The organism is Rhizobium sp. CCGE 510 (genome assembly GCF_000292525.1).
GTDB lineage: Bacteria > Pseudomonadota > Alphaproteobacteria > Rhizobiales > Rhizobiaceae > Rhizobium.
This window is the reverse complement of the sequence record NZ_AEYF01000019.1, coordinates 11,761-30,467: the sequence shown is the minus strand read 5'-3', so window position 1 is coordinate 30,467 and position 18,707 is coordinate 11,761. Positions and strand designations below refer to the sequence as shown.

Here is an 18,707-nt window from a genome sequence, read left to right as displayed (position 1 = left end):
TGCATGGCCGCCCCCGAGGTCTTCCGTCCGTGAGGGAAATAAATCGCATCCGATTAAATCGGAACGTTGTTGACATCGAATTCGGCTGAGTGTATCAACACGCATCCGATTAAATCGGACACGCTACAAATGATCAAACCGAAAGGATACGACAATGACTGAGAAGCTTCTTTTCGCCGGCAAGACCCACATCGCCGGCGGCCGCAACGGCTATGCACGCAGCAGCGACGGTACGCTCGACATCAAACTGCCGCAGCCGCATCCGGCGGCTGAAAACCTGTTCGGTGCCGCCTGGTCGGCCTGTTATATCGGCGCCATCGAGCTTGCCGCTGCGCAGCGGAAAATCACGCTGCCGGCCGGTCCCGAAGTCGATGCCGAGATTACGCTCAACGGCGATAACGGCTCATACTTCCTGCGTGCACGGCTCAATGTCAGCCTGGCAGACGTCGATCGCGAGATCGCAGAGGAACTGATCGAGGCGGCCCACGGCATCTGCCCTTATTCGAAGGCGGTCCACGGCAATATCGACGTCGAAACCACGCTTGTCTGAATAGGAAGGGCCGGCCTCGCGCCGTCATCTTCAAGCGGGGGTCTGCCGATCGGCGGCAGACCCGTTTCTGAACTGGCAGCAACCCCTGCCGATCCGGAGGAAGTGCCATGATCAATAGCCACGCGGCGCCGCACCAGGCCTATGACGAGTTTTCGCTTGTGCTCGATCCCGATGTCTATGAGCCGTTGCCTGGCGATTGGCTGATCGGCATCACCGACGTCGTCAGCTCGACCGCGGCGATCCGCTCCGGACGCTATGAAGACGTCAATTATGCCGGCGCATCTGTTATCGCCGCCCTCGGGAATGCCTGGGGTTCTTTCGATTTTCCCTTCGTGTTTCGCGGAGACGGAGCCGCCTTCGCCTTGCCGGCGAATGGCATCATGGCCGCGACATCGGCCCTGCTTGATGTGGCGGGCTTTGCCAAAGCCGATCTTCATCTCGAGCTGCGTGTCGGGCTCATCACGGTCGGCGAGATCCGCGCGAACGGGCGCGACGTCAGGATCGCGCGCTATGCCGCTTCCGAGAGTGCGACATATGCGATGTTTGCCGGAGGCGGGCTCAAATGGGCGGAGCGGCAGATCAAGAGTGGCCGCTATCTGGTGAAGCCCGGCCGCTATGCGATGAGGCCCAACCTGACCGGTCTGAGCTGCGACTGGGCGCCGTTCCCGAGCCAGCGGGGCGAGATCCTGTCGCTCTTGGTCGAGCCACGCGAGCAGACCCGCCCGGAGGTCTTTGCGATGCTGGCGAAGCGCGTGCTTGCGGTTTTCGATGCCGCGCCGCGCCGATCTCATCCGCTTTCCGGAAATATGGCTGTCCCCTTGGACAAGGGAAAGCCAGTCGATGCTCCGCGCTGGTCGGAGGTTGCCTCCAATTCGGATTTCCGCAAGTTCGACGACGGCCTGCGCCTGACACTGGACTGCACGCCGAAGCAGATCGACAGCGTCGAAGCCATCCTCATTGCGGCACGGGCGCGCGGCGAGATCGATTTCGGTCTGCATCGCCAGTCGCATGCGCTGATGACCTGCCTCGTGCCAGCGGGCCGCCCGGATTCGCATCTGCATTTCCTCGACGGAATGGGCGGCGGTTATGCGAAGGCGGCCGAGATGATGGAGCAGGGTGCGCTTGCCGTGGCATCGCGTCAGCCCGACAGGCCCATTCGCGGCGGTCTAGACATAGCCCGACAGGGTAATTGACCCCCACTTAGCCCGGGCGCATAGTCCGGGCAGACGCGAATGACCTACTGTTGCAACGAGGTCGGCCAGTCGATCCTCGTCCATTCCTGCAGATCGAACGGAGAGGAAAGCGTCATGTCACCGACATCCCTGTCAATGCCCACCCGGCGCGAACTGCTGGCCGCCACCGCCGCAGCCGGGGCCATTGGCATGCTTGGCGGAACGCGCAGCGCCGAGGCGAATGGCGAGGAGATCAGCCCCTTCAGCGTCAACTTCCCCGAGGCGGCGCTCGACGATCTGCGCCGGCGCGTCGCGGCGACCCGTTGGCCGGACAAAGAGACCGTTACGGATGATAGCCAGGGTGTGCGGTGCGAGACGATCCAGAAGCTCGCGAACCATTGGGCGAGGGATTACGACTGGCGCAAGATGGAGGCGGGGCTCAATGCGATGCCGCAGTTCGTCACCGAGATCGATGGGCTGGATATCCACTTCATCCACGTCCGCTCCAAGCATGAAAATGCGCTGCCTATCATCGTCACCCATGGGTGGCCTGGCTCGATCATCGAGCAACTGAAGATCATAGAGCCGCTCACTGACCCGACCGCGCATGGTGGCGGCGAAGCGGATGCGTTTCATGTGGTGATCCCATCGCTGCCAGGCTATGGCTTCTCCGGCAAGCCGACGGCGCCGGGTTGGAACCCTCCTCGCATTGCCCGCGCCTGGGTGACGCTGATGCAGCGCCTCGGCTACACACGGTTCGTGGCGCAGGGCGGCGATTGGGGGAACGCGGTCACTGAGCTGATGGCTTTGCAGGAACCGCCGGGATTGCTCGCCATCCACACAAACATGGCGGCCACGGTTCCGGCCGATATCGCCAAGGCGCTCGCAGCCGGCGAGCCGCCGCCCGCAGGCCTTTCGCCGGATGAAAAGCACGCCTGGGATCAGCTCGACGACTTTTACAAGAACGGGCTGGGCTACGCCATAGAGATGAACAACCGGCCGCAAACCCTCTACGGGATCGTCGACTCGCCGGTCGGTCTTGCGGCCTGGATGCTCGACCACGACATACGCAGTTATCAGATGATCGCCCGTGTTTTTGATGGAAAGCCCGAGGGGCTGACGAAGGATGATATCCTCGACAACGTCACGCTCTACTGGCTGACGAATACCGCAATCTCCTCTGCGCGCCTCTACTGGGACAATGCGCATTTTCCATCGGGAGGCTTCTTCGACCCTAGAGGCATCAAGATTCCGGTTGCCGTGAGTGCCTTTCCCGACGAGATCTATGCGGCGCCGAAGAGCTGGGCGGAGAAGGCTTATCCGAAACTCATTCACTACAACAAGCTCGACAAAGGCGGCCACTTTGCCGCCTGGGAACAGCCGGTGGCTATGACGGCTGAGCTGAGGACGGCGTTTCGATCGCTGCGCCAGTAAGGCAAAAAAAGCGCGTTGTGCCGAACCGGGTTCGCGCGACGCGCTTTCACTCTTTGCGGCTCTGCTGCAAGACGAGCTTTGCGAGGATTTGACCGAGCTGAGGTGGCGCCAGCTCGGTTTCAGTTTCTATCTCGGCCATGGTAAACCATCTGAGCGCTGTGTGTTCATCACCGATAAGCTGGGGGAAGCCCTGCCACTTCTCGACGTGATAGACGTGGAAGGTGGATGATGTCTCGGACGGAGCTTGGGATACGAACTTTCGCGCAGGCCGCCAGCGCTCCGGCGTGACGTTTATTTCCTCCATCAATTCCCGGCGCATCGCCGCCTCAGCGTCTTCACCGTCCTCGATGTGGCCGCCGGGGAGACTCCAGCGATCCGGATAAATCCTGCGCTCGGAATTTCGTTTTGCGAGAAGAATGGTGCCGTCGCGGCTCAAGGCACCCATCGCGATCTCTGGCATGTGATTTCCTCATTGCGGAAGAAAAAATGCGTGGCTGCAACCATGTCACCAACTCGTGACAGCCGCGGCGATCATGATTTCCCCGGTTCGGTGTGCGCTCGCAGCAGGTTGTCGCGCAGCCTCGTCACCGACTGTTGCACGACGGGGAAATCGTCGCCGAGCCCGGTGGCGGCAATCAGCGTGCTGCCGGGGTCGACGTCGAGGAGGAGATTGCGCCCGGCCGACGTCAGGCTCACGCGGACCTGCCGTTCATCGGTGGGATCGCGATGGCGGGTGAGATAGCCGACCGACTCCAGCTTCTTGAGGATCGGCGTCAGCGTATTGGATTCAAGGAACAGCTTTTCCCCCAGCATGCTGACCGTTTGGTCGTCCTCTTCGGAAAGAGCGACCATGGCGATATATTGGGTGTAGGTCAGGCCAAGCTCATCCAGGATCGGCTTATAGGCGCGGCCGAAGGCGAGATTTGCCGAATAGACCGCAAAGCACAGGAAATTCGAAAGCTTCCTGCCGTCCTTGCCTGCCTGAGGGGAGGCGGGTGCCGGCGTACCAGGCTGTTTTGCGGTTTTAGACGCGCGCATGGGTTCATCCTATTCAGCTTTGAATGCTGGGACACTTATATATCGTATCCGATTAAATCGCAACTGAAACGGAGAGTGTTTTTCAAACAGCTTGTCCGGCCGTCGCCCCAGCTTCAGTGGCGGCGGCCAGTATTGGCGTTTGACTGCTAGCCGAATTTCTCCGTCGTATCGGCCTTGCCGAACACCCAATAGCCGGATGCCTTGATCCAGCCGAGCGGGCAACCTCGTTCCAGCAGATGGGCGCGGATATCACGTGTCACCGAGGCTTCCGCCGCGACCCAGATGAATGTTTCCGGCTGGATATCGACCGCGCGCAGGAGTTTCAGCAGGGCAGTGGCATCGGTTGCTTGCGAGAGAGGCCGGTGGGCCCAGTGGACGTGCAGTTCAGCCGATGTGTCGAAGGTCTGCTCTTCCAACGGGCCGGTGACGGCTGCGACTGTGGTGATGAGTGTTTCGGAGGGGCTCTCCTCGATCCGGCGGCCGATCGCCGGCAGTGCCGTTTCGTCGCCGATCAGCAGCCATCGCGTAACCGCCTTTGAGATCACGGCGGAGCCCCTTGGCCCGCCGATCTCGAGCCTGTCGCCGGGGCGGGCGCCGATCGCCCACCGTGTCACCGGGCCTGCTTCGTGCAAGGCGAAGTCGATGGTCAATTTCCGCCCGGCATTATCATAGCGGCGCGGCGTGTAGTCACGGCGCTCTTCTCCGCCATCGTCGGCCGGTAGGAAAATCTTGATGTGGTCGTCAGGCGCAAGGCTGATGAAATCGGCAAGATCGTCGCCGGTCAACGTGATGCGGCGCATTCCGGGGGTGATATCGACGACGCTTTCGGCCGTCAGCGTGCGCCGCCGCGTGTCGTGGCGCACCCGCTCGATGGCAGGGGCCGGCGACGTCTGGTCTTTGGGTTGATTGTTGTCCATGTGTCCTTCCGGGGCTTAAAGCTCGATCCGCAGGACACAGTCGCGCAGATCGAAGCCGCAGCCGTTCGATCATACGCGTTGAGTGACGTTAACGCTTACGTGGCCGGGCGAGCCGACCATTGACGGGTTTGATGTAGCCGACGGTGGCGGCATGTGCAACCGCATGGTGGCTGCGAAATCCAATGATTGCCGAAGTTTAACTTTTCGTAGCCAATTCGGTCGGGGAAGGTCGGCCATCAATCGCGAGGATGGAAGGGCTGGGCCGATGGACAACACGATCGAGGAAGTGCTCCCTCCGCCGCGAGCCTCAATGGATGCGGGTAGAGAATAAGCAAACCGGCTCTCCCACCCTCCATCATTCCTGTGCTTGTCACAGGAAGCCACCCACCGGGCGTCCGCGCGGTGAACGACTTCAATACCCCCTAAAGAGATTCTCCCGCGCCCAAGGACTTGGGCGCACTGGATTCCTGTGACAAGCATAGGAATAAAGGAGAGGGTGACCTTGATTGCCTATAAATACAGCTGCCCCGTGCCGTAGGAATTCCAAACTCAGGCCAGCTTGCCGGCTTCGATGAAACGGCTGAAATTTCCAGTCGGCGGCGTTCTGTGTACGCAAACCGCAGCAAGTGCCGAATTGGTATATGCACAAGGAGCTCTCGACGCGGCGGAAGTCAGCGGCGAGATGAGCGGTTCACACAGTATCTTCGTCTTCCGAATTCCACCGGATTCCCGATCTCTGCCCCATGCTTTCGTCCCTTCAGCAGTCTCAACATGTGAGGAAACCAGATCATGATGACGAACAGACGGACTTTTTCGGCCGCCCTCGTTGCCGCCGCCGCCGCCACTCTTCTCTCCACGCGGGGCATGGCTGCGGCACTCGCTCCGGTAAAGGCACGCAATGTCGTGCTGGCGCATGGGCTGTTTGCCGACGGCTCGTGCTGGACCGAGGTGATCGTGCGCCTGCAGGCGGCCGGACTGAACGCTACGGCGGTGCAGAATCCGCTGACCACTCTGCCGGAGGCTGTTGCGGCGGTAAAGCGGGTGCTCGACCGGCAGGATGGCCCGACGGTTCTGGTCGGGCATTCGTTTTCCGGCATGATGGTCACCGAAGCTGGGGTTCATCCCAACGTTTCGGCGCTCGTCTATGTCGCTGCGCGGGCGCCGGATGCGGGTGAGGATTATACCGCTCTTGCCAAAACCTTTCCGACGCCGCCGGCTTCCGCCGGCATCGTCTTCGACGGCGACGAGGGGCGCTTGAGCGAAGCGGCCTTCCTGCGCGATTTCGCCGGGGACCTGCCGGAAGCGAGGGCGAAAGTACTTTATGCCGTACAGCAGCCATTCCAGAAGGCGCTGCTGACCGGCAAGACTACGCAGGCCGCCTGGCGTTCGAAGCCGAGCTGGTATGCCGTCTCGACGGAAGACCGGACGATTGATCCCGATCTCGAACGTTTCATGGCCAAGCGCATGGGCGCGAAGACGGTCGAGGTGAAGGCCAGCCACCTATCGCTGATCTCCCATCCCGACGAGATCACCCAGTTGATCCTGGAGGCGGCCGGGCAGAATACGGATTGAGCGAGGCGGTGAAGTAGTTGCGCTGACCGATCGGCGGCTTGCTTCTGTACCGGGCCGCGGCGGCAGCTTTTGTCATCCGCGGCAAGGCAGAAGCTTGCGCGGTCGCTCTTTTCACGGGACAAAGCCCGGATGAGCATTCCCACCACACATCCCTTCGCTTTCGATCCCACTTACGGCATGCGGCTCGAAGAGCTTCTGGCCGTCAAGCCGCCGGAGGAACCTGATGGTTTCGACGGTTTCTGGCAGGCGCGTTACCGCAAGGCGCTGACTGTCGATCCGCAGCCGGTGATTTCGCGCAGCCAGATCACTCATCCGGACTGGCACGTACTCGATCTCGTCTATCTCTCCACGGATGCGTTCCGGATCGGCGGTTGGCTCATCCTGCCGCGTGAGGGGCAGGTGCGGCGCGGCCTTGTCGTCGGGCACGGTTACGGCGGGCGGGATCGTCCGGATTTCGAGCTGCCGGTCAAGGAAACGGCAGTGATCTTTCCCTGCTGCCGCGGGCTGTCGCTCAGCGCCCATCCGCCGATTTCCGAGAACCCGTCCTGGCATGTTCTGCACGATATCGACAAGCTGGACTCCTACATCATCGGCGGCTGCGTCGAGGATATCTGGCTTGCCGTCTCGACGCTTGACGCGCTCTATCCCTGGCTCTCGGGGCATATCGGCTATAGCGGCATTAGCTTCGGCGGCGGGGTCGGGGCAATAGCCATCGCCTACGACGAGCGCATCGATCGTGGCCATCTGGCGCTACCGAGTTTTGGGCACCAGCCGCTGCGCCTCGATCTGCCGAGCGTCGGCAGCGCGCAATCGGTGCAGGAATATCAGGCGGAGCATGGAAATGTTCTGGAGACGCTCAGCTTCTACGATGCGGCGACCGCAGCACGGCGGATCAAGGTGCCGATGCTGACGGCGGTGGCGCTTTTCGATCCTTCCGTGGCGCCGCCCTGCCAGTTCGCTGTCGCAAATGCGATACCGAAATTTAATGAAAACTTCATCCTGGACGCCGGGCATTTCGATTACCCTGGAAGTGCCGAGCAAGAGGCGGTTCTCCGCGACAAGATCGGACAGTTTTTCAGGGTGCCATGAACCGCGAATACCTCAGCTGGTATAGCCAGCGGCTGCATCGAGACATGGAGTTGCCGCTGCATAACTCCTTCAATCGGAATCGATTTAAGGACAAATTATGCAGCCATTTAAGGTGCTACAGCGTCCTTTGCGCGTCTGAAGACGCGCGGCGCTGTAGTGTTCGGCCATGCCGGCGCCAAGGTACTGGTGTTCCCGACGCGGGACCTTCCTGGAATATGAGCAGCTTGGCCTGGTTGGAAGCCTAGCCGACAAGCCGCAGGCCGGCCATCTCCAACTCTATTGCATCGAGGACCGGCCGCCGAGAGCCTTTATGGCTCTGACCGCCATCCGGCCGAGCGTATACGCCGACATGTCGCCCTGGAGGACTACATCCTCAATGAGGTGCTGCCGCTGATGGCGGCCAAGAACCCGCATGACATGACTGCACCATCGTGCATGGATGCAGCCTCGGCGCATCTGACGTCTGTGGTACACGCTTATGGCCAATGCAGCGCTGCAGTCGCCACCGGCGCGTCCCAGAGCGCGATCTCCTCATCGGTCAGCAAAGCCAGGGTGATCGATAGTCCCTGCATGTCGAGCGAGGTGACGTAGGTTCCGACCAGTGAGCGCTCGATCGGGATGGCTTTCTCCTCGATGAAACGCCGGGCGCCATTATAGGCGAGGTAGAGTTCGGCAGGCGGCGTGCCGCCGAGGCCATTGACGAACAGCAGTGCTCTGCTGCCCGGCGTCACTGGGATATCGCCAAAGATGGTCTCGCAGAGATGGCCGATGATGGCGTCGGCGGCAGCGAAGGGCTGCCTGGAATGGCCGGGTTCGCCATGGATGCCGACGCCCATTTCCATCTCGCCGGGTCCGAGCGCAAACGTCGTACGCTCGGTCTGCGGAACCGTCACGCCGTTCAGCGCCACACCCATGGAGCGGATGCGTGTGTTCATCCCCTCGCCAAGCCGTTTCAACTCGGCAAGCGACATGCCGCGTTCGGCCGCAGCACCCAGGATCTTTTCGACGATGAGCGTTCCGGCAACCCCGCGCCGGCCGCGGCCTTGGCCGACCCTTGACGTTTCGGTATCGTCGCTGACGACGACCATGTCGAGGCTGTGGCGGTCGCCGGCCATCTCGACGGCCATTTCGAAATTCATCAGGTCGCCGTCGTAATTCTTGACCACGAGCAGACAGCCGGCGCCGGTATCGACCTCTTCGATGGCGGCAATGATCTGGCTCGGCGTCGGCGAGGTGAAGATATGGCCGACACAGGCGGCATCCAGCATGCCGTGGCCGACGAAGCCGATATGCATCGGTTCATGCCCGGCGCCGCCGCCTGATATAAGCGCCACCTTGCCAGGGGTGAGATGGCGGCGGCGGATACATTTGCGCTCAGGCCCGAACACCACGAAGGCCTCATGGGCGCGCACGAAGCCTTCGACGCTTTCGGCGACCATGGTTTCCGCAGTGTTCATGAACTTTTTCATCAAGCCCCTCCCGAGGCCAAAAGCATTACGTTACGTCAACCAGCTCACGCGTCATTCCGCACCCGATATCGCGACGATCTTCTGCACCAGATCGGAGATCGCCTCTTCAAGAAGGCGGTTTTTCCTGTCGTCGCCGAAATCAGGCACCATCAGCGACAGGTGCCGCAATTTCTCTGAGTGGCCGACATCCGGCAGCTTGCCGGGATGGGCGGCTTGATAGGCTTCGAGAAAGCGCTCCTGCTCGGCGGCGCTGAAGTGGCAGACGCCGACGATCGTCGCGAGATGGCGCGCCGGCAGCGGCGTCGCATAGGTCGGGCTGGTGATCTGGGTGACGAAGCTGCGATGTTTTCCAAGCGCCGTCGCCAGGCGCTGGCGCGTGCCCGATGGCCTGTTGTCGATGATCTGCGCCAGAATGGATTTGTAGGCGATAATGGCGTCTTCGGTGTCTTCGCGCGCCATCCTATTCTCCGGCTGCCCTTGTGCCATCGGCATTGAGGCCGATGATCGCCGATCTTATCGCGGGACGCCGGGCCGGCGCCACGGAAAAATGGCGGAGGCCGGCAGCGAGCAGTGCAGGCAGATAGCTGGGATTGCCGGCCATGTCGCCGCAGATGCTGACAGGCTTGCCGCCGGCAAGCTTCACTGCCTCGGCAATCAGTCGGAGCACGGCGGGTGCTGCCTTGCCGTCATCGGCGTCGACGTCCTCTCGGGTGGAGGCGGCAAGATATTGGGTAAGATCGTTGGTTCCGAACGAGAAGAACGCCGCAAATCCAAAGGTGTCGAGCATCAAAGCGGCGGCCGGCACCTCCACCATCATGCCGATCGGCGGCATGCGGTGGGGCAGGGAACGGCGGCCGAGCTTTTCGGCCTCCTCGCGGAATATTTCGCGCATCATGTCGATTTCGTCGGGAAAGGTCACCATCGGCAGCATCACCGAAAGCCTGCCGAAGACGGCGGCGCGCAGCAGGGCGCGTGCCTGGACGCGGGCGATTTCCGGCTGGGCAAGCAGCAGCCGGATGCCGCGCAAGCCAGAGGCGAGAGCCGGCAGGTCTTCGAGGCCAGCAAGGGGCTTGTCGCCGCCGATATCGAGCATGCGGATCGTCACCGGCCTTTCGGCCGCCCGCTCCAGCACGCGGCGATAGATCGCCAGCTGCCGCTCCTCGTTGGCGGCATCTGCAACCGAGGCAGTTGAAAATTCCGAGCGCATCAGACCGACGCCCGCCGTTGCCGGATCGAGCGCATCGATCTCGGCAGGATCGTTGATGTTGATGGAAAGCAGGATCGGCACGCCGTCCGCCGTGCGCAGCTCACCGCCGGCGATTTGCGTGTCGCCGGCAGGCGCTAGTCCCGGTGCGAGCGGCGGGATCAGCATGCTGCCCGCCTCCAGGACGACCGCACCGGCGTCTCCGTCGACGCTGACAGGATCTCCGTCCACGGCCGAAAAGCGGCCCGTGCCGACCACCATCGGCACCGATTTTGCCCGGGCGAGCAGGGCGACATGGCCGGCGGTGCTGCCTGCAAACAGCGCGATGCCGCCGCCTTTCGACCAGTCGTGGGCGAGAAAACGGCTGGGCTCCATGTCCTTGCCGACAAAGACCGAGCCGGGCGGGAAATCGGCGATCGGGGTGCCGGCGAGCGCGCCGAGTACGCGGTTCTTGATGTCGAGAATATCGACAGCACGCGCCCGCATCTGCTCCTCGTCGGCCGCTTCGAGTTCGCCGATATAGGCGTCGAGGGTGGCGACCCAGGCAAAGACGACGTTCGCGTCCGTTTCCATGCGCGCGCCGGTCGCTTCCGCGATGCTGGGATCGCGCAACACCTCGATCTGGAAATCGATGATATCGCGGCTTTCGGCGTCGGCTCCCTCGGCGAGGCGCTCGAGTTCGCCGATCGAGACGTCGATCGCCTTTTCCAGCGCGGCGTATCCGCCGGCGGTTCGAGGCGCGGCGGGAGCGCCCGGCCGCTCGGCAGCGGAAGGAGCCTTCAGCTCCTCCGCGAGAAAGGCCGGGCCGGATGCGATGCCCGGGGATGCGCTCTTCGCCTTCAGCCTAAGCGGTCCGGCCATGTTTCTTTTCCTCATCGAAATTGCGCTCGATGAGCCCCTTCAGCGCGCGGATCGCCTCTTCTGCGAGAATGCCGTCGGCGCGGATCCTGAGGATCGATCCCTTGCGGATTCTCGCGCCCATGATCTTGATGATGCTCTTGCCGTTCAGCCAGACATCGCTGCCGTTGACTGCGACCTCGATCGAGCAGGGGAAGGACTTGGCAAGCCGCGTGAAGGTGACGGAGGGGCGAGCGTGCAGCCCGACACCGTGCTTGACTTCCACCTCCGTTTGGCAATTCACGGGCAAGGGACCGGGCTCCTGTTTTTCACTACGCAATCCGCTGGTCATCAGGGGGAGAGTTCCTCGGCTGTGGCGACCACTTTGGCTAGCGAGGCGCCCCCCGACGCCTCGGCAGCGGCGATGACGGCGCCTTCGACCAGCGGCGCATTGCAGATGGAGACGAGCGCCGAGCGGGGAAGGCCCAGCATTTCGATCGCCATTTCGCTGTTGGTTTCGGCGCCGCCGAGATCGACGAAGACGGCGACGCCGGCATCGGACCAGGCAGCCTCGATCGCTCTCAGGATACCGCCGGCATCGGTGCCGAGCTCGCCATGGATGTTGCCGCCCGACCAGGAGAGCGGCACGCAGTCGCCGACCATCTGCCGCACCATGTCGGCGATGCCCCGCGCCACGAGCGGCGAATGGGAGACGATCACGATGCCCACATTTGCGGTCTTTCCATTCATTCCGGACGGTGCTCCCCGAGATAGCGGCAGATCGCCGTGGTCAATAGTGCGCAGCTCGAGGCGCCGGGATCGACGTGGCCGATCGAACGGTCGCCGAGATAGGCCGCGCGCCCGCGCATCGCCTTCATATCAGCCGTGCGGCTGGCGGAACGTTCGGCCTTGCGGGCGATCGTGCCGAGCGGCGAGCGGCGGGCGAGCGCCGCATGCACGGGATAGAGCACGTCGAGCAATGTCTTGTCGCCGGCATGCGCCCGCCCGCGTCTGGCCACAGCGTCGATCGCCTGTTTCAGCACCAGCGAAAAATCGGCCTTCGCCTCGCTTTTGCGAAGCTCACGGCCGATCTCCATCAGCAGCGTACCGTAGAGCGGCCCGGCGGCACCGCCGACATTCATCACCAGCGTCAAGCCGATCTTTTCCACGGCGTCGGGGAAGGGCAGGCTGGACAGGTTTTCGCCTTCGGCGCTCACTGCCTCGCAGCCGCGCCGCATATTGGTTCCGTGATCGCCATCGCCGATGGCGCGATCGAGCGCGCAGAGGTGATCGCTGTTTTCAGCGATCGTTGCGCGGCACACTTCGATCAATCCTGCCACAAGCACCGGTTCCGCCTGCACTGCCATCCTCCCTGTCGCCGCGCCTGCCGCGCGGCTCTCAACTTTACTCCGGTCAGACGAGGCTTGCCACCACCCCAAACGCGCCGGCAACCGCGACAGCGCCGGGATCGGCGACGCCCGCCAGATCCCTTTCGCCGACATAGGAGGCGCGTCCGGCTCTTGCCTCCGTCATCGTCTTCGTCGACTCCGCACCTGACGCCGCAGCCTTTGCCGCTGCGGCAACATCGCCGGAGGCGAGCGCCTGCAGGGCAGGCGACAGCGCATCGACCATCGTCCGGTCGCCGACTTCCGCACCGCCATAGAACGTCATCCTGTCGAGCCCGGCAAGAAGAGCGGCAGCGATATCGGCCTTGTCAGCCATCGCCTTTGCCGCTGCGGTGAAGAAGATCGACAGCAGCACACCGCTCGATCCGCCCATGCTGGTGCCGAGGATATCGCCGAGCGAGGCAAGCGTTGCCGCCGGCCGGTCGAGCGGCAGCGTGTCGAGGCGGGCAAGCACGCTGCGGGCGCCTGCCGACACCGTCGAGCCGGTATCGCCGTCGCCGACGCGGCCGTCCAGGCGGTTGAGTTCGCTTTCCCGAGAGATAAGATGCTCGCAGAGCGCCGTGATCAGGCGACGGTTGCGGGTGTTCTCCCCGGCCGGCACCGCGCCGTTCAAGCCGGCTGCCGTTCTCGGCGCGGCGATGATCCTGATCTCGTGGCGTTCGACGGCCGGCATCCATGCGTGCGGTTCGACCGTTGCCATCAGCGCCGCCTCGCGCTCGGCATCCAGCCGGATCAGCGACAGCGAGAAGCCGTTCATATTGAGCGCGGTCATCATTGGCGCCGGGCCGATGATCAGCCGGACGCGGCGGCCAAGCGGCGAGGAGAGCACGGCATTGGCGACGACCGCCATTTCGAGCGGCGGCACGGCGCCGAGATTGTTGATGAGGAGGGCGTGGCTTGCGCCTTCGCGCAATGTCGGAGACAGGCGCGCCACCATGGTAGCGACAATATCGGCAACCGGCTGCAGCGTGATGCGCTCGACGCCGGGCTCGCCATGGATGCCGAGGCCGAGTTCGCCCTCGTTGGCACCGAGACGGTCTTCATGTGCCTGGCCGGGCACGCTGCAGGTGGAGAGCGACATGCCAAGCGAGACGATGTCGCCGGCAGCCGCCGCGGCATGGCTTGCCACCGTCTTCAGGTCCTGGCCCCTTTCGGCGTGATGGCCTGCGATCTTGTGGACGAACAGCGTGCCGGCGACGCCGCGCGGCTGGTTGATGCCGGGGATGGCGATATCGTCGGCGACGATGACCATCTCGACTTCGAAACCGTCGGCGCGCGCCTTTTCGGCGGCGAGGCCGAAATTCAGGCGGTCGCCGGTGTAGTTCTTGACGATCAGCAGGGCGCCTTTTGAGCCGGTGACGGCGCGGATCGCCGTCAGCACGGCATCGACGCTCGGCGAGGCGAAGATTTCGCCTGAAACGGCTGCCGTCAGCATGCCCCTGCCGACGAAGCCAGCATGCGAGGGCTCATGGCCGGCGCCGCCGCCTGAGATGATCGCCACCTTCGACTTGTCCCAGTCCGCGCGCAGGATCACCTTGATGTCGGGATAGCTGTCGAGACGGGCAAGACGGCCGCTGCCGCTCGTCAGAAGCAGACCGTCCAGAGCTTCGGTAACGATGCTTTCCCTGCGGTTGAAGAAATGTTTCATCGATTGAGACCCGTCTGTTTGTTTTTCATGCCGTCGTCATGCCTGTTTGCCGGTCAGGAAAGGCGCTGTCCAGCCGCATCGAAATAAAGCGGATCGCGCAGCGTCAGGCTGATCCGATCGCCCGGCGCGATCGCCAGATATGGATCTGCAAGTGTGACCAGCTTGTGATTGCCGGCCCTGATGTGCAGATGGTTCTGGTCGCCGAGATGCTCGATCCAGTCGATCTCGGCATTGGCATCCTTGCCGACGATGATGTCCAGATGTTCGGTGCGGGCGCCGACGGTCTTCGTGCCGGCCGGCGGCTGGCCGCCCGGAAGCAGGTCCGCCGGCAGAAGGTTGATGTGCGGCTGGCCGAGGCGGGCGGCGACGTGCAGGTTGGCGGGATTGCCATAGATTTCGCGCGGCGTTCCCACCTGCATCAGCCGCCCCTCGGCGACAATGCCGATGCGATCGGCCATGGTCATGGCTTCCACCTGGTCGTGGGTGACATAAAGCAGCGTCGAGCCCAGTTCCTTCTGGATGCGCTTCAGCTCCAGGCGCAGTTCGGCGCGCAGCTTGGCGTCGAGAGAGGAGAGTGGCTCGTCCATCAGATAGATCGCCGGCCGGCGCACCAGCGCGCGGCCGATCGCGACACGCTGCATCTCGCCGCCGGAAAGCCTGGTCGAGCGGTTCTCCAGTTTGTGGTCGATCCGGACCATGCGCGCGACCTCGCGCACGCGCCGGTCGATCTCCTCCGCACTCAGTTTGCGCACAGGCGCCTTCAGCGGAAAGGCGAGGTTCTCGTAAACCGTCATGTGCGGATAGAGCGAATATTGCTGGAAGACGAAGGCGACGTCGCGTTCGGCGGGTGCTTCTGCGGCGACATCGCGGCCGCCGATCTCGATGCGGCCGCTATCCGGCCTTTCAAGGCCGGCGATCAGCCGCAGCGTCGTGGTCTTGCCGGCACCTGTGGGACCGAGCAGCACGACGAACTCGCCGTCGCGGATCGAAAGATCGAGGTTGGCCAAGGCCTGGGTATCGCCGAAGCGTTTGGCGAGGTTCCTGAGGATGACATCAGCCATGCCGGGTCTCCTGATAGAGCTGGGATGGCACCGCACGGCCGGACGTGCAGTCGAAGAGCGCGAGTTTTTCCGGGCTGAATTCGAGGCCGACGGTTTCGCCGATCCGGAAGCTGCGATTGGCGGGAACACGTGCCTTGATCAGTCCACCAGGGGTTTCTACAGCCACGACCTGGTTGGTGCCGAGATATTCGCTGCCATAGACGGCGCCGCGCAGCCGCGAGGCGTCGCTGAAGCGGATATGCTCCGGCCGCACGCCGAGCGCCAGTTCGCTTTCGGCCATGTCCTCGTGGATCTCGGGAACGACGACATCGACGCCGTCGAGCAGGATGGAGCGGTCGCCGCTTTTCAGGCCGGAGGTGAAGCGCATGAAGTTCATCGGCGGCGAGCCGATGAAATCGGCGACATACATAGTCGCCGGCTTTGCATAGATTTCCTGCGGTGTGCCGAACTGCTCGATGACGCCATGGTTCATGACGGCGATCTTGTCGGCCATCGCCATCGCCTCGTGCTGGTCATGGGTGACGTAAACGGTTGTGGCGTGAATGCGGTTGTGCAGTTCGCGCAGCTCATGGACCATGATCTCGCGGAACTCGGCGTCGAGCGTGCCGAGCGGCTCGTCCATCAGAAAGCATTTCGGCCGCCGGACGATGGCGCGGCCGAGCGCCACGCGCTGCCGGTCGCCACCGGCCAGGCCCGAGACCGAGCGGTTTAGAATATGGTCGATCTGCAGCAGCCGAGCGGTCTCTTCGACACGCTGACGGATTTCGGCATTGGCCATGCCCTGCGACAGCAGCGGGAAACCGATATTCCTGCGGACGTTCATATGCGGGTAGAGTGCGAAGAGCTGGAAGACGAAGGCAATGTCGCGGGCGCTGGCGCGGTTGAACGTAACGTCCTCGCCGTCGAGATAAATCTTGCCGCTGCTCGGCAGCTCGAGACCGGCGATCATGCGAAGCGTCGTCGTTTTGCCGCAGCCGGAAGGCCCGAGCAGCGCCAGGAACTCGCCGTCGTGGACGGTGAAGCTCGAATCCTGAACGGCGACGAAGCTGCCGAATTCCTTGCGGAGATTGTCGATCCGGATGTCCGCCATGGTTCACTCCGGGAATTTCGAAACGATGATGAACATGACGGTTCCTGCAAGCAGGGTGACCAGCGAATAGGTGTAGAGCACCAGCAGGAAGGGCTGGAACAGCATCAGGAAGCCGAGGCCGATCAGCACGGTGGCGATGGTCTCCATCGGGCCGCGGCGCAGGAAGAACGGCCGTTTCGGGCGGACAGGGCTGCGTGTTTCGATCAGATGGCTCATTTGCGGACGGCTCCGAAGGTGATGCCGCGCAGCAGCTGCTTGCGCAGGAGAATCGTGAAGACGAGGATTGGGATCAGGAAGATCGTCGTGCCGGCGGCCACCGCCGGCCAGTCCTGTCCGCCTTCGCCGATGATCGTCGGGATGAAGGGCGGCGCGGTCTGGGCCTCGCCCGAGGTCAGAAGGGCTGCGAAGGCATATTCGTTCCAGGCGAAGATCAGGCAGAATATTGCGGTGGCGGCAATGCCCGTGGTGGCCTGCGGCAGCACCACCTTGCGGAAGGCCTGCAGCCGCGTATAGCCGTCGATCATCGCCGCTTCCTCGTATTCGCGCGGGATTTCGTCGATGAAACCCTTGAGCAGCCAGACGGCGAGCGAGACGTTGACGGCGGTATAGAGCAGGATCATACCCACGGCCGTGTCCGACAGGCCGAGCTCGCGATACATCAGGTAGATCGGGATGGCGACGGCAATCGGCGGCATCATGCGCGTCGACAGGATGAAGAACAGCAGGTCGTCGGCGAGCGGCACCTTGAAGCGCGAGAAGCCATAGGCGGCGAGCGTGCCGAGTAAAACCGCGAGGAAGGTGGAGCCGAAGGCGATCACCAGCGAATTGATGAAGCGCGGCAGGAAATTCGACGGACCGGCGATTACCATATTGCGCTTGCGCGTCACCTCCTCGCAGGTGCCGACAGGCGCCGGTAGCGAGGCGATATAGTCCGGCGTCTGCCGCGTGCGCGTGGTGAACAGGTTGCAATAACCTTCGAGCGACGGGGTGAAGACGATCTTGGGGGGATAGCTGATCGAATCCGGCGGCGACTTGATGCTGGTCAGGAAGATCCAGACGAGCGGGATGAGGGTGATCAGCGCATAGACGACGACGATGGTGCCGGCGATGCGCTTGCTGGTGAGGCTCGGTACGACGACCGAATGGGCTGAGTTGGCGGCGCTCATCGTTGCTTCACCCTGTTCAATGCCTTGACATAGATGTTGGCGAGGCCGAACACCGCGACGAAGAGGACGATCGCGAAAGCGGAGGCCCGGCCGGTCGCCCAGCTTTCGAAGGCAACGCGCTTCAGCGTGATCGAGGCGACCTCGGTGACGGAGCCCGGCCCGCCGCCGGTGAGCAGCGTCACCATGTCGAACATCTTGAAATTCTCGATGCCGCGGAAGAGTACAGCGAGCATGATGAAGGGCAGGGCCATCGGCACGGTGATCGACCAGAATTGGCGCCACGGCGAGGCGCGGTCGACCTCGGCGGCCTCGTAGATATAGTCGGGGATCGAGCGCAGGCCCGCGAGGCAGATCAGCATCACATAAGGCGTCCACATCCAAGTATCGACGATGATGATCGCCCAGGGCGCCAGAGTGACATTGCCGAGCATCTGGATATCGGAGGTCGGAATGCCTGATACCAGCGACACCGCATAGGCGAAGAGGCCGATCTGCGGCTCATAGAGGAAGCGCCAAAAATTGCCGACGACGGCGGGCGACAGCATCATTGGGATCAGGATGATCGTTGTCCAGAAGGCATGGCCGCGAAACTTGCGGTCGATCAGATAGGCAAGGCTGAAGCCGATCACCGTCTGCAGGAGGATGGTCCAGAAGACGAAATGCGCGGTGGTCTGCATCGCCTGCCAGATATCGGGGTCGTTCAGAACGCGCTGGTAATTTCCAAGGCCGACGCCCTGGACCGGCGCATTCGGCCGGTTGGCGCGGTAATTGGTGAAGGAGAGATAGATTGCCCAGATCAGCGGGAAGATATTGATCGCCAACAGCAGGATGATGGCCGGAGCGATGAACAGCCAGGCGATCGCCCTGTCGGAAAGGCCGCGGACGCGCCGGGCGACCGAGACCGGCGTTGCCCTTGCTGTCGCATCGACTGCATTCTCGACGATGGAGGAATGGGAAATGGTCAAGTTTTCACCCGATCTTTGGGATGTGGGTCGTTTGGGATCTGAGAGATCTGGCGGCCCGGCTCGTCTGCCGATCCGGGCCGCCATCCTGG

Annotated in this window: 20 protein-coding genes and 1 pseudogene; 6 read left to right on the top strand and 15 right to left on the bottom strand. The window is 62.9% G+C overall.

The annotated features are described in order from the left end of the window. Positions 1–154 precede the first annotated feature (154 nt). The 3 genes from RCCGE510_RS10540 (at position 155) to RCCGE510_RS10530 (ending at position 3,156) form a co-directional block, all read left to right on the top strand. On the top strand, positions 155–550 hold the full coding sequence (locus RCCGE510_RS10540) for an Ohr family peroxiredoxin (protein WP_007629737.1): 396 nt from the start codon (positions 155–157) through the stop codon (positions 548–550). A 107-nt stretch (positions 551–657) separates the two neighbouring features. Further along, positions 658–1,743, top strand: coding sequence for a DUF3095 family protein (locus tag RCCGE510_RS10535; RefSeq protein WP_007629736.1), 1,086 nt, complete (start codon positions 658–660; stop codon positions 1,741–1,743). 114 nt (positions 1,744–1,857) lie between these two features. Continuing rightward, entirely contained in the window at positions 1,858–3,156 is a 1,299-nt protein-coding gene (locus tag RCCGE510_RS10530; protein ID WP_037078279.1) for an epoxide hydrolase family protein, read from the top strand. 46 nt (positions 3,157–3,202) lie between these two features. On the opposite strand, the gene RCCGE510_RS10525 is transcribed toward RCCGE510_RS10530, so the two are convergent. The 3 genes from RCCGE510_RS10525 to RCCGE510_RS10515 all read right to left on the bottom strand — a co-directional run bounded on the left by RCCGE510_RS10525 (position 3,203) and on the right by RCCGE510_RS10515 (position 5,111). Further along, positions 3,203–3,616 (bottom strand): NUDIX domain-containing protein, encoded by a 414-nt coding sequence (locus RCCGE510_RS10525; protein WP_007629733.1) that lies wholly within the window; start codon positions 3,614–3,616, stop codon positions 3,203–3,205. A 71-nt stretch (positions 3,617–3,687) separates the two neighbouring features. Further along, the gene (locus RCCGE510_RS10520) at positions 3,688–4,194 is read right to left on the bottom strand and encodes a MarR family transcriptional regulator (protein ID WP_007629731.1); all 507 of its coding nucleotides are present in this window, start codon (positions 4,192–4,194) and stop codon (positions 3,688–3,690) included. A gap of 146 nt (positions 4,195–4,340) precedes the next feature. After that, complete coding sequence (locus RCCGE510_RS10515) at positions 4,341–5,111, bottom strand: siderophore-interacting protein (RefSeq protein ID WP_007629729.1); 771 nt, start codon at positions 5,109–5,111, stop codon at positions 4,341–4,343. Positions 5,112–5,900: 789 nt separating this feature from the next. Between RCCGE510_RS10515 and RCCGE510_RS10510 the strand changes: the two genes are divergently transcribed. The 3 genes and pseudogenes from RCCGE510_RS10510 to RCCGE510_RS33285 all read left to right on the top strand — a co-directional run. Next, positions 5,901–6,683: an alpha/beta hydrolase gene (locus RCCGE510_RS10510; RefSeq protein WP_007629728.1), complete on the top strand. Its 783-nt coding sequence runs from the start codon at positions 5,901–5,903 to the stop codon at positions 6,681–6,683. Positions 6,684–6,812: 129 nt separating this feature from the next. Next, positions 6,813–7,772 carry an acetylxylan esterase gene (locus RCCGE510_RS10505; protein ID WP_007629727.1) on the top strand — a complete coding sequence of 320 codons (960 nt, stop codon included), beginning with the start codon at positions 6,813–6,815 and terminating at the stop codon, positions 7,770–7,772. Then, positions 7,769–8,227 (top strand): annotated as a pseudogene (locus RCCGE510_RS33285) (hypothetical protein); the annotation flags it as partial. The gene RCCGE510_RS10505 and the pseudogene RCCGE510_RS33285, both read left to right, overlap by 4 nt. A 21-nt stretch (positions 8,228–8,248) precedes the next feature. Here RCCGE510_RS33285 and RCCGE510_RS10500 read toward each other — a convergent pair. The 12 genes from RCCGE510_RS10500 to RCCGE510_RS10445 are packed head-to-tail and all read right to left on the bottom strand — an operon-like array spanning position 8,249 to position 18,618. Continuing rightward, on the bottom strand, positions 8,249–9,241 hold the full coding sequence (locus tag RCCGE510_RS10500; RefSeq protein WP_007629726.1) for a dihydroxyacetone kinase subunit DhaK: 993 nt from the start codon (positions 9,239–9,241) through the stop codon (positions 8,249–8,251). Between the two features lie 51 nt (positions 9,242–9,292). Then, on the bottom strand, positions 9,293–9,700 hold the full coding sequence (locus RCCGE510_RS10495) for a hypothetical protein (protein ID WP_007629725.1): 408 nt from the start codon (positions 9,698–9,700) through the stop codon (positions 9,293–9,295). Between the two features lies 1 nt (position 9,701). Beyond that, positions 9,702–11,306 (bottom strand): putative PEP-binding protein, encoded by a 1,605-nt coding sequence (locus tag RCCGE510_RS10490; RefSeq protein WP_007629724.1) that lies wholly within the window; start codon positions 11,304–11,306, stop codon positions 9,702–9,704. Continuing rightward, a complete protein-coding gene (locus tag RCCGE510_RS10485; protein WP_007629722.1) occupies positions 11,290–11,634 on the bottom strand; it encodes an HPr family phosphocarrier protein in 345 nt (114 codons plus the stop codon). Before RCCGE510_RS10485 ends, RCCGE510_RS10490 begins: the two co-directional genes overlap by 17 nt. Continuing rightward, positions 11,634–12,032, bottom strand: coding sequence for a dihydroxyacetone kinase phosphoryl donor subunit DhaM (gene dhaM / locus RCCGE510_RS10480; RefSeq protein WP_007629718.1), 399 nt, complete (start codon positions 12,030–12,032; stop codon positions 11,634–11,636). The genes RCCGE510_RS10485 and dhaM overlap by 1 nt, the downstream gene beginning before the upstream one ends. Continuing rightward, positions 12,029–12,649, bottom strand: coding sequence for a dihydroxyacetone kinase subunit DhaL (gene dhaL, locus RCCGE510_RS10475; protein ID WP_037078271.1), 621 nt, complete (start codon positions 12,647–12,649; stop codon positions 12,029–12,031). Before dhaL ends, dhaM begins: the two co-directional genes overlap by 4 nt. A 46-nt stretch (positions 12,650–12,695) precedes the next feature. Next, entirely contained in the window at positions 12,696–14,336 is a 1,641-nt protein-coding gene (locus tag RCCGE510_RS10470; RefSeq protein ID WP_007629716.1) for a dihydroxyacetone kinase subunit DhaK, read from the bottom strand. 53 nt (positions 14,337–14,389) lie between these two features. Further along, a complete protein-coding gene (locus RCCGE510_RS10465) occupies positions 14,390–15,397 on the bottom strand; it encodes an ABC transporter ATP-binding protein (RefSeq protein ID WP_007629715.1) in 1,008 nt (335 codons plus the stop codon). After that, a complete protein-coding gene (locus tag RCCGE510_RS10460) occupies positions 15,390–16,487 on the bottom strand; it encodes an ABC transporter ATP-binding protein (RefSeq protein WP_007629708.1) in 1,098 nt (365 codons plus the stop codon). Before RCCGE510_RS10460 ends, RCCGE510_RS10465 begins: the two co-directional genes overlap by 8 nt. Positions 16,488–16,490: 3 nt before the next feature. Continuing rightward, positions 16,491–16,703, bottom strand: coding sequence for a hypothetical protein (locus RCCGE510_RS10455; protein WP_007629707.1), 213 nt, complete (start codon positions 16,701–16,703; stop codon positions 16,491–16,493). Then, positions 16,700–17,653, bottom strand: coding sequence for a carbohydrate ABC transporter permease (locus tag RCCGE510_RS10450; protein ID WP_007629706.1), 954 nt, complete (start codon positions 17,651–17,653; stop codon positions 16,700–16,702). The genes RCCGE510_RS10455 and RCCGE510_RS10450 overlap by 4 nt, the downstream gene beginning before the upstream one ends. After that, positions 17,650–18,618, bottom strand: coding sequence for a sugar ABC transporter permease (locus tag RCCGE510_RS10445; RefSeq protein ID WP_007629705.1), 969 nt, complete (start codon positions 18,616–18,618; stop codon positions 17,650–17,652). The genes RCCGE510_RS10450 and RCCGE510_RS10445 overlap by 4 nt, the downstream gene beginning before the upstream one ends. Positions 18,619–18,707: the final 89 nt, after the last annotated feature.

Bases quoted from the DNA above. Each gene is read 5' to 3' on its own strand.
- RCCGE510_RS10525 (WP_007629733.1), bottom strand. From the start codon at position 3,616: ATGCCAGAGATCGCGATGGGTGCCTTGAGCCGCGACGGCACCATTCTT.
- RCCGE510_RS10455 (WP_007629707.1), bottom strand. From the start codon at position 16,703: ATGAGCCATCTGATCGAAACACGCAGCCCTGTCCGCCCGAAACGGCCG.
- RCCGE510_RS10490 (WP_007629724.1), bottom strand. From the start codon at position 11,306: ATGGCCGGACCGCTTAGGCTGAAGGCGAAGAGCGCATCCCCGGGCATC.
- RCCGE510_RS10510 (WP_007629728.1), top strand. From the start codon at position 5,901: ATGATGACGAACAGACGGACTTTTTCGGCCGCCCTCGTTGCCGCCGCC.
- RCCGE510_RS10495 (WP_007629725.1), bottom strand. From the start codon at position 9,700: ATGGCGCGCGAAGACACCGAAGACGCCATTATCGCCTACAAATCCATT.
- dhaL (WP_037078271.1), bottom strand. From the start codon at position 12,649: ATGGCAGTGCAGGCGGAACCGGTGCTTGTGGCAGGATTGATCGAAGTG.
- RCCGE510_RS10485 (WP_007629722.1), bottom strand. From the start codon at position 11,634: ATGACCAGCGGATTGCGTAGTGAAAAACAGGAGCCCGGTCCCTTGCCC.
- RCCGE510_RS10460 (WP_007629708.1), bottom strand. From the start codon at position 16,487: ATGGCGGACATCCGGATCGACAATCTCCGCAAGGAATTCGGCAGCTTC.
- dhaM (WP_007629718.1), bottom strand. From the start codon at position 12,032: ATGAATGGAAAGACCGCAAATGTGGGCATCGTGATCGTCTCCCATTCG.
- RCCGE510_RS10520 (WP_007629731.1), bottom strand. From the start codon at position 4,194: ATGCGCGCGTCTAAAACCGCAAAACAGCCTGGTACGCCGGCACCCGCC.
- RCCGE510_RS10535 (WP_007629736.1), top strand. From the start codon at position 658: ATGATCAATAGCCACGCGGCGCCGCACCAGGCCTATGACGAGTTTTCG.
- RCCGE510_RS10530 (WP_037078279.1), top strand. From the start codon at position 1,858: ATGTCACCGACATCCCTGTCAATGCCCACCCGGCGCGAACTGCTGGCC.
- RCCGE510_RS10505 (WP_007629727.1), top strand. From the start codon at position 6,813: ATGAGCATTCCCACCACACATCCCTTCGCTTTCGATCCCACTTACGGC.
- RCCGE510_RS10515 (WP_007629729.1), bottom strand. From the start codon at position 5,111: ATGGACAACAATCAACCCAAAGACCAGACGTCGCCGGCCCCTGCCATC.
- RCCGE510_RS10470 (WP_007629716.1), bottom strand. From the start codon at position 14,336: ATGAAACATTTCTTCAACCGCAGGGAAAGCATCGTTACCGAAGCTCTG.
- RCCGE510_RS10540 (WP_007629737.1), top strand. From the start codon at position 155: ATGACTGAGAAGCTTCTTTTCGCCGGCAAGACCCACATCGCCGGCGGC.
- RCCGE510_RS10465 (WP_007629715.1), bottom strand. From the start codon at position 15,397: ATGGCTGATGTCATCCTCAGGAACCTCGCCAAACGCTTCGGCGATACC.
- RCCGE510_RS10450 (WP_007629706.1), bottom strand. From the start codon at position 17,653: ATGAGCGCCGCCAACTCAGCCCATTCGGTCGTCGTACCGAGCCTCACC.
- RCCGE510_RS10500 (WP_007629726.1), bottom strand. From the start codon at position 9,241: ATGAAAAAGTTCATGAACACTGCGGAAACCATGGTCGCCGAAAGCGTC.